This window comes from Cellvibrio sp. (genome assembly GCF_053579595.1).
This window is the reverse complement of record NZ_JBRFPI010000161.1, coordinates 1-9,547: the sequence shown is the minus strand read 5'-3', so window position 1 is coordinate 9,547 and position 9,547 is coordinate 1. Positions and strand designations below refer to the sequence as shown.

General features: G+C 45.6%; 8 protein-coding genes. 4 read left to right on the top strand and 4 right to left on the bottom strand.

Features of this window, described 5'->3' with window-relative positions:
• A partial coding sequence (locus tag ACWA6V_RS11340; RefSeq protein WP_449522587.1) for a diguanylate cyclase domain-containing protein occupies positions 1-858 on the bottom strand: 858 nt, incomplete at its 3' end.
• 243 nt (positions 859-1,101) lie between these two features.
• Between ACWA6V_RS11340 and ACWA6V_RS11335 the strand changes: the two genes are divergently transcribed.
• The gene (locus ACWA6V_RS11335; RefSeq protein ID WP_449522586.1) at positions 1,102-1,530 is read left to right on the top strand and encodes a group II truncated hemoglobin; all 429 of its coding nucleotides are present in this window, start codon (positions 1,102-1,104) and stop codon (positions 1,528-1,530) included.
• A 48-nt stretch (positions 1,531-1,578) separates the two neighbouring features.
• On the top strand, positions 1,579-2,139 hold the full coding sequence (locus ACWA6V_RS11330; RefSeq protein ID WP_449522585.1) for a hypothetical protein: 561 nt from the start codon (positions 1,579-1,581) through the stop codon (positions 2,137-2,139).
• Between the two features lie 47 nt (positions 2,140-2,186).
• Here the strand turns inward: ACWA6V_RS11330 and ACWA6V_RS11325 are convergent, their stop codons facing one another.
• A complete protein-coding gene (locus ACWA6V_RS11325; protein WP_449522584.1) occupies positions 2,187-2,780 on the bottom strand; it encodes a PIN domain-containing protein in 594 nt (197 codons plus the stop codon).
• Positions 2,781-3,015: 235 nt separating this feature from the next.
• Here ACWA6V_RS11325 and uxuA point away from each other — a divergent pair, with 235 nt between their 5' ends.
• A complete protein-coding gene (gene uxuA / locus ACWA6V_RS11320; RefSeq protein WP_449522583.1) occupies positions 3,016-4,203 on the top strand; it encodes a mannonate dehydratase in 1,188 nt (395 codons plus the stop codon).
• 50 nt (positions 4,204-4,253) lie between these two features.
• Positions 4,254-5,150 carry a LysR family transcriptional regulator gene (locus ACWA6V_RS11315; RefSeq protein WP_331351320.1) on the top strand — a complete coding sequence of 299 codons (897 nt, stop codon included), beginning with the start codon at positions 4,254-4,256 and terminating at the stop codon, positions 5,148-5,150.
• A gap of 108 nt (positions 5,151-5,258) precedes the next feature.
• Here ACWA6V_RS11315 and ACWA6V_RS11310 read toward each other — a convergent pair whose 3' ends face one another.
• Entirely contained in the window at positions 5,259-7,622 is a 2,364-nt protein-coding gene (locus ACWA6V_RS11310; RefSeq protein ID WP_449522582.1) for a carbohydrate-binding protein, read from the bottom strand.
• 88 nt (positions 7,623-7,710) lie between these two features.
• Positions 7,711-9,057, bottom strand: a complete 1,347-nt coding sequence (locus ACWA6V_RS11305) for a hypothetical protein (RefSeq protein WP_449522581.1) — start codon at positions 9,055-9,057, stop codon at positions 7,711-7,713.
• Positions 9,058-9,547: the final 490 nt, after the last annotated feature.

Below are 9,547 nucleotides of genomic sequence, written 5' to 3'. Positions count from 1 at the left end.
CAACACTTGATCACCAATTTCATGACCAAGTGCATCATTAATTTGTTTGAATCTATCCAGATCAAGAAACAGAACCGCTGCCTCATGTGGATTTTCAGCACTGAGATTTTTCTCCATCCAATCAATTAATCCCGGCCGATTTAGCAACCCGGTAAGCGCGTCATGATGCGCGATCTGTTTAAGCGCTTCAGTTCTCTGGTGGACTCGCTGCTCAAGATCTGTATTAAGAGTTTGTAAATTATTGATGAGTTGTTTATTTTCCAGTTGCAAGGTCAAACTTTTCAACAGCACGCGGTGGTTGTTGCCATGATTAACAATCATCGCCCCCCAAAAAACGATGGCCAAAGCGGAGAGAACCCAATATTCATTCGACGCCGAATAAATAATTATTGAAGAGGGAAGCAATAAGATTGTTATATAGATTCGGCCTGCATATTTTAGCGGTGCAGTAATACCTGTTGCGCCACCAGCAAGCGACGAGATAGTTACAATAACGATGAATTTCACTTCTGAGGCAGTCGACTGGAATGTGATATACAGCAGCCAGACCCAAATAAGTGCAGCCGACAGTAGCCCTAGTGTATAAAGCAACATCCATGTAGCTGAATATTGACGCGGGCCATTTGCGGTTAACTCACTCGCAGTTAAACCATTGGCGACCGAACCATACTTTTTAAACAGCACCCAGGAAATTAAACGCAACATACTCAGCAGAAGGACCAATCCAAACCAAAGCCCGATACCACTCGCAGCCGCTCCATGCAATAAAAACACAACACCCAGTGTCGCAGCTATATTTACAGCTACCATCGCAGGAAGATTTTGATAAGCCAACTCAACTAGCTGGGCATCGATCAACGTATCCTGATCTGATGCTCGCCGCCGAGGGAAACCGGAAAATCTATTAGTGGGCATGATAGGGTTAGTTACATGATATTTGAGATTAATGAATAGGTTTTTCGACCGTTTCGACTATCTAAGCCTAGCCTATTTCCACCTCAACACCGACATATTGATTATCTAAAAAGCCTTAATAGTCGCGAATCAACTCAAACAAATGCGTTATATTTGTGCACTCTTTACAGTAAATAGGCATAAAAATTGACTACCACCCCTCTCTACGGTTTTTCCGATACATCCTTCCAAGCAGCCGGCGGCATCGACGGTATCCGCCAGTTGGTTGATGATTTTTATCAGGAAATGGATGCGCTGCCGGAAGCGGTGATTATCCGCAAGATGCACAAAGCCGATCTTACTGAGTCACGCGATAAGCTGACACTGTTTTTGTGCGGATGGATGGGCGGGCCGAGTCTTTATCATGAAAAATACGGCAGCATTAATATTCCCCGCGATCATGCTCACTTGCCGATAGGTGCAGCGGAGCGCGATGCGTGGTTGCTGTGCATGGAGCGCGCAATTGCCAAACAAGGTTATTCACCGGAATTTTCAACTTATCTACTGCAACAACTGCGCATCCCCGCCGAGCGGATTTTTGCTACGAGTAAAAAACCGGAAATAAAAGGTGAATAGGTGGGCACTTACAAACTCACATAAGATCGCGCATCCATGGAGAAAAAATTGAATAGAGTCATTATCACAGTACTTTTTATTGGCAGTGTTATGCCATCGCTAGCAACTGCAAATGACTGCACTTACTGGAGACAACAGATAAATCAAGTCAGCCGATGGAGCAACAATGGCGGCACTGCCGATCAACAACGTAGGCTGCAAAAACAGAAAAGCTATCTGCAAAGTCAACTCGCAAAATGCCAAGGGACTACCCCGGGGCCTATATCTGTCACACGAGGGCAGCCGAGTAACACCACTAGCTATACCCCGATGACTTATTTAAAAAGCGACAATAAAGATGCCGAGCTGCAACAGCTGATTGCCACCTGTAATCGCTGGATCGATATTTCCAACAACAATGCCACCTTTGAAAATCAATCTACGCGAGACACAGCTTGCAGAGCCGCCACCAATAAGGAAGCACTACTTAAAAACCCAAAACACACATCTGAAATCAAAATAAAGCGCAGCATCAAAGACTGCATTAAACCCAACAATATTATTGATCATGAAGTGAAGGCCTGCATGCAGGGCTTGAAAGAACCGGATTGGAATGCCACTAAAAATTAATCCGCCACTGCAGCGGGACGAGAACTTATAACGTTTTTATCCATCTGCTACTTCTGCAAATAGGTCACACGCGTTTTGTTAATAATCGCTATCACACCCTTACCGCACAAATCCTTCACCACCATTTCCACTTCATCTTCACTCAAGGTTTTTTGAAAAAGTGCATTGATGGTACTGGAGAGGGTTTTTACGGTGTTGGGTTTGCCTTCCATTTGCGCGAGACGGGCTTTTACAACGCTGGTTCGTTCGGGCAAGGTTTTTAAGCTGGTCGTTTGCAAAATGGAAATTTCGCCAATGCTGCTGGAGCGAGAGGCAAGGATGTTGCGATCTTTTAAGTGCTGGATGAGCGGATCAAAACCCGCGTCTTTGGAGACGATGTGAAAGTAAGCATCTGGCTCGATCGCAGCCCGCTCACCTATGTAATAGGCGATGTGAAAATCGAGTGCGTTTTTGCCGTTGCCGGAGAGAATGATGTATTCAACGCGGGTGCCCAGAGGTTGTAGTGAGCGGACGAGCTGGGTGTTGAGCTTGGATTGGTTGGCGCCGAGGAATATGAGGATATAAAAATTGCCTTTCTCCAGACCGGCAATGGATTCAGGCTGAACATTTTCGTAGTCAATAAAAAGATAGTTTTTACGCACATCGAGCCTCCTTTATCTGCCTTAAACCTATGTATAGCATCAATCCGGGGTTCCAGCTCAAATGGTCGTTAGATTGCACCAACCCCACCCTCATCCGACAACATCACCTTCCCCTGGTTCACGAACGCTGCGCAGCTTGCGATAAACAACCCACTCTGGTTAAATGGCATAGTGGCCTTACCACCTTATTGGCCGTATCACCAAAAAATCCAATTCCCGGAGCGAGAGAGCAGAGATGATAGAAACCTGGCGGTGGTTTGACCTGAAAGACCCGGTAACCCTTCCCAAGGTGGCGCAGGCTGGCGCTACCGGCATTGTGAGTTCCTTGAATGAGGTGGCGACCGGCGACGAATGGCCGCTGGATAAAATCCTAGCGCGCAAAAATATCATCGAAAGCTTTGGCCTGAAGTGGGCGGTAATTGAAAGCATTCCTGTACACAACGATATCAAAACACGCACCGGTAACTATGCGCACTATATAGAGAACTATAAAAAATCCCTCGTCAATGCCGGTAAAGCCGGCGTGAAAGTGGTGTGTTACAACTTTATGCCAGTCATTGACTGGACGCGGACTAACCTTGATTACCATTTGGAAAATACCGGCTCGGCACTTCGTTTTGATATGGTGGATTTTGTTGCCTACGACGTGTTTATTTTGCAGCGTAATAATGCCGCGCAGAACTACAGTCCCGAATTAGTGGCCGAAGCAGAAGCCTATTTCAAAAGCATGAGCAATGCCCAAATCGCCTTGCTGGAAAAAAATATTATCGCAGGGTTACCCGGCGGCGAAGGCAGTTACACGCGCGCCTCAATCCGTGCCGCTATCAGTGAATTTATCGCGCTGGGCGAAGACGGCCTACGCAATAATTTGTGGCAATTTCTGAAAGAGGTAATCCCCTCGGCCGAAGCTGCCGGAGTAAATATGTGTATTCACCCGGATGACCCACCATTCTCGCTGTTTGGTTTACCGCGCGTGGTATCAACCCGTCAGGATGTGAAGTTGATTTTAGATGGCGTACCCAGCCCGGCCAACGGCCTGACGCTGTGCGCAGGTTCTTTTGGCGCGCGCGCTGATAATGATTTAGTCGGCATGGTAAAAGAATTTGGACCACGCATTTATTTCACCCATCTCCGTAACGTCACTCGTGAGGAAAATGGTTCCTTTTATGAAGCGGAACATTTGGGCGGCGATAACGATATGGTCGGTTTGATCGATGCATTACTGGCAGAAGAACAACGCCGCAAACTCAATGGTGTTGCCAATTATGAAATTCCTATGCGCCCTGATCATGGCCACTTGTTATTAGAAGAAGCAGATCAACCTAACGTTAAACCCGGTTACTCGTATCTGGGCAGAATGAAAGGCTTGGCAGAGTTACGTGGTGTTATTCACGCACTCACCCAAGTGCGCGCCAGGAGTTAAGTAAAGACTAAATATTTTAATAACAAAAAAACATCGACGGGTCAGACAAAATGATAAACAAAGAACATAAAAAGTTAGAACGTTTGATGTTGTTCAGTGAAGTAGCCCAGCACCTCAGTTATACCGTAGCCGCTGAGCGGCTTGGTATTTCTCGCGGCCATCTTTCATCGCAGGTGCGCCGGCTCGAAAAAGACATGGGCATGACATTATTAATTCGTTCCACCCGCAGTGTGCGCCTCACCAATGAGGGGCAATGGGTCATGACCGGAATGGAAAAAATTTTCAATGACTTGCAAGAACTTGAGCGCAATGTTGAAAATGAAGGGCAAGCCATTGAAGGCCTATTAAAAATAGCCGCACCATTGCAATTTAGCGAGCGTTATTTACTGGATATATGTGCGCAATTCAAAGCATTTCACCCGAATATCGAGTTTTCGATTGACTGCAACTCCCCCTTTCAAGATCTGAACCGCAGCGATTTTAATATCGCCTTTCGTGGCACCAATGAGCCGCCACAGAATATGATCGCAGTGCCACTATTTACTTATCAATACTATTGCTGCGCCGCGCCGGAATATTTTATCCAGCACGGCAAACCACAAACCGCGGCGGACTTTTCCCGCCACCAGTGTCTGCGCAGCCATGATCAACCCGATTGGACTTTTGCGGGCAAAGAAATAGAGTGTAAGGGTTGGCTGCAAATTAATAATAGCCACCTGTTAAAACATCAGGCGTTAAAAGGGGTGGGAATTATTCGCGCACCAGATTATATGGTGGAAATTGATATCGCCGAAGGTCGCCTGGAGTTTCTGCAAGATGAAGCCCTGACAACCAGCAATACTATGCACATTATTTATCCGCAATTGATTCATCAATCGAAACGTTTATCGGCATTTATTCAATTTTGCCGTCAGTATTTTGCGCAGGTGCGCCCACGCATTAACTAATATAATTATTGTTAATCATTATTGGCCGCACAAAAAAAAGGGAACCAGATGGTTCCCTTTTTTTTGGATGCTCGCTTGTGTGGGATAAGACCACACAAGCTTGAGACATTAATCGTAATGTTGTTTGGTTGCCCGCAGGTGGCGCCCCAGCATTAACATCGCCATCAATGCCAGTATATTTAACAGCGACAAACTACCACCGCCGCCAGACGAACCACCACCAGCTGCAGAGCTTGCGGCGGCAGAACTGATAACTGCCGAGCTAGAGGCAACTGAGCTTGCTGCTATAGTGCTTGCCGCTATCGAGCTCACAGCAATTGAACTTGCGGTTGATGAGCTACTCGCCTGTACTGAGCCACTAACACAGGTACACTGCACAAAAGAGCCGTCGTCTTGTTTTACTTCAAACCAATCGATATTGGTACCCGAGCCAGTGTAGTAAATACGCAGCTTCTGCTGCCCTTGCGGCAAATTCGTTAACAACGTAATAGTTTGATAGGTTTGCCAACCACCTGTATTAGCGACGGTGATTTTACCTAACACTGTACCGGCATCGTTGCGCAGCTCAAACGTTGGCACTGTTGCCGCTGCACTCGCAATTCTGAATTGGATTGCATAATTACCCGCGCTTGGGACATTAATATAGTAATCGGCAAAATCATTATTGTCGGCATAACCTAAATGTCCGCCTTCATCGGTGTCACTATTGCCCAATACCAAACCTGAAGCTTCGTTATAATCTTCAACCTGGATTTTTGCCGGTACATTAACACTGTTGGCGACTAAAGCATTAAACGAAATTGTTTTGCTTACGCCCGCGCAATTGTTTGCAGGAATACCCGAGTCTTGCACTGTAATATTGATGGTGGAATTACCTACTGCGACCGGTGACAAACTTACACTTGCCGTAGCCGCGCAACCTGAGTGAATAATATTATCCGCCAATACTGCTGCTGGATTAGTGCTAGTTGCTGTGAGCGTGAGCGTTTGGGTGCACTCATTACCATCACTGATACCGGTTAAATTGACAACTTTTGCTCCACCGTTCGCCTCAAGGAATACCGGAGCAACCGTATCAATTGTGGGACGATTATTGCCACAGAGGGAAACCAACTCTTCAGTGGGTGCCAAATCAGCAAGGAAATGTGTTTTGCTGTAGGTGGATAGGGTGACGTTTTGCTCACCAAATACCAGGAAAATAGATGTATTGGGGGCAATAGTATCGCTGTATTCCTGCACGCTACCCGCATCGATATTGATTTTTAAATCACTTGCACCGCCAATAGCATCATTATTCAAACGAAGCGTGTAATTGTACGCAGCGCTGGTACTGCGATTCATAATCATGACCGCACGCTGACTGCCATTCACCGCTCCAAAGGCAACCACATTGGCATTGCTGGAAATGCCTTCGGCATAATTACCCTTCATGTGTTTTGCAATAAATTCCATGTGGCGATATGACGAGCGCGGAGTACCGTTGCCATCAATCATGCTGAAGTCGGTGCCCGAACGTGAACCACCATTTTCAAACATCGACCAGGTCGCTACATAGGTTGCCTGGTATTTCATGGCCGCGCCTAACACCTGCGCAAACATCTGACCATTTTCAAATGTATGCACAACCGATCCGCCTTTACCGTTGTACTCACCGATACTCCACTGCAACGCATTGGCACCGGTGCGGTTGTGGCGAGCATTAGCGGCATCAACCAGGGCTTTTGCTTTTACTACACGAGAAACTATATCCGCCGCTCCGGCCACCGCTGGATCAACATTATCTTCCTGTGGATAGCGATGCCATGAAATACCATCTACATAATAGTAATTTTTTCCAGGAACCAATCCGCCAATATCATTCGCACTGCCGCTGTTAAACAACTCGGTGTAATAATCATCAAAAAATTCCGCTTCATCCGGACCAAAAATTTTAATGCTGGGGTCAGCCTCTTTCATCGCTGCTGCAATCGGTTTTATGTAAGCTGCTACAAGCGCCGGCATTGTCGAAGTTGCGGGACGCTCCGCTTCAAGCCAAGGCTCATTACCGATATTCCAATATTTAACGTTAAGTTTTTTGGTCACATTAAGGTATTCGACCAAATTTTTTGCGGCAGCAACGCGATCATTCAGCGGCGTCGCATTGTCATACTGTGATACCTGGATAATCGGTTCCGCACCGTTGGTGCGAATGAGATTCACCCATTGCTCGACAATGGCATTGGACGGCATATTATCGTTGTACGCATTGCCACCAATGCGAATAACCTGCGTGCCCATCTCTTTAGTCTGCTGCCAAACCTTATTGCTGGGGCCTACTCCGGTAGTTTGGTTTGCATACCAGAGATTATTGCCAACCAACAGCGGGCTGATCTCTTGCGCAACGGCGCTAGATAAACAGCCAACAATAAACAGCCCGGTAGTTGTGTGAGCCGCTTTTGCAAGCCAGGATCCTGTCGTTATAAGTTTTATCATTAGAGTGTTTCTCCTGTTAGGAATACGAAGTTGTAATTTTTTACTGGATTAATTATCTATTTAACACTTTTGCTTTCTATTTGATGGCCTATTCAACCTGAGGAGCTTTAAAGACCATATTGTCTTGCAGGCTGTAGCTAATGGTTTTTTGCAAGCTAGCATTTTTATCGAACACATATACCCGCGTACTTTGGGCAGCGATATGTGAGCTGAAAGTCTTATCTAAATTTGCAGCGACATTAATCTGCAATGGACTTTTTACACTAGCCGATGACTTGCTAAAGGAGAGGCTAAACTCAAAGGTGTCAGTTTGATGCTGATTCATTATCATGATGGCGATAGTGCCGGCGTCCCGTGTAGCAATAGTTTTTACGTACGCCTGGTTATCGCTGCTGGCAATAAACTCACCCAGCAAGTAGGTACTCAGTAATTGCATGTGGTAATAGGAAGAGCGGGGATAAAATTCACGCGGTAAACCCAGGTAGCCAAAATCGGTAGCCACCGCATCAGACTCGTTGATGCACCATGGATTTAACATATAAGCGCTGTACTGCATGCCATAGCCAAAAATTTCTGCAGTGAATTGACCAGCCAAAAATGAGGTGTTGCCATACCCGGACACTTCACGATCGGGATTGTGATAGGTCACATTAAATTCAGTCAGCCCCCACAGCAATGCCGCATCACCCTTACGCTGATATTTTGCATTGGCGTTTTTAATCAGCGTTTGTAATTCAAGGACCTGATCCAATATTTTCTTGGGGCCAGTAAACACGACATCATCTCGCACAAATTTGGGGCCATTGGGATAGCTGTGAAAATTAACCCCATCAATTAACCAACGTCCATTTTCTTTAAGACCCACTACATCCAACCTTCCGCCGACCAGAGCGCTGTACTCCGGAATACGCAGCCATGCTTCATCAAACATAAATATTTTTATATCTGGTCCGGCACGACGCATAGCTTTGGCAATCCGCACCAGATATTGGTGAATTTCTTCAATGGTGTACTCTTCATGCAACATAGGTTCATTGCCGATCGACCAGAATTTTATCTGGCGATTGCCTTTACGCGTGTAGTAGGCCACCAGCTCTTTAGTCGCCTCGTCAGAAAAATGGCGCGGAATCTGCAGCAAAGGTTCAGCACCTATGCTTTTTATATTATCGACCATTTTGTTGAGTTGATTGCGGCTGGGAAAATTGCGCTCATAGCCATTGCCGCCAATACGCACCGTTTTTACACCACTGGCCTTCACCTGTGGCCAGAGATTATGGATATAACCCACACGTCCTTCGTCGCCATCGGCCAGCCAATGGTTTTGGCCATACAAATAAGCGCTGATTGGTTGCGCTTGCACCCCTGCCCCTGCGAATAAAAATGCAGACACGATGAAAAATGTGCGTGCACACCATTTATTACTAGTTACCGTCATGCTGCAGCCTCTGCGAGTAGATAAATTATTTCTAATGATCCTGTTTGTAATCACCGTAATTTTTGGTCTACACGCATTATTTTCCCTACACCCATCAATGAAAATGCACCGCAGAAAAATTGACTGATCGCTATAAATTACAATCCGATAGTATTTTAATACGAACTCGTTTTATTGGGATAAAAAAACAATAATTAGCAATTCTTATCATTGAAATACCCAACTAAAAATAGTTGCCATAAAACCCACCGTTATACCCTTATTGACTATAAGCAAATGCAAATTTACGCTCTTAAATTTTGCGTCATGAGAATATGATTAATAAAAAACCCATTATTTTCTTTAGCAAACAGTCAATTTTTTAAGGTGCATTGCATGCATTCCTATTTGTGCTTAGGCTGGCTAAAACAACAATAATTACGTTACCTGACGCCAATTTTTCGGGCGGAAAAAAATCCTTCACACCACCCACTAGCGCTGCCGATTGACA

What these genes read in the sequence shown, in the direction of transcription:
- ACWA6V_RS11310 (WP_449522582.1), bottom strand. Translation starts at nt 7,622, where the DNA reads ATGATAAAACTTATAACGACAGGATCCTGGCTTGCAAAAGCGGCTCAC.
- uxuA (WP_449522583.1), top strand. Translation starts at nt 3,016, where the DNA reads ATGATAGAAACCTGGCGGTGGTTTGACCTGAAAGACCCGGTAACCCTT.
- ACWA6V_RS11305 (WP_449522581.1), bottom strand. Translation starts at nt 9,057, where the DNA reads ATGACGGTAACTAGTAATAAATGGTGTGCACGCACATTTTTCATCGTG.
- ACWA6V_RS11315 (WP_331351320.1), top strand. Translation starts at nt 4,254, where the DNA reads ATGATAAACAAAGAACATAAAAAGTTAGAACGTTTGATGTTGTTCAGT.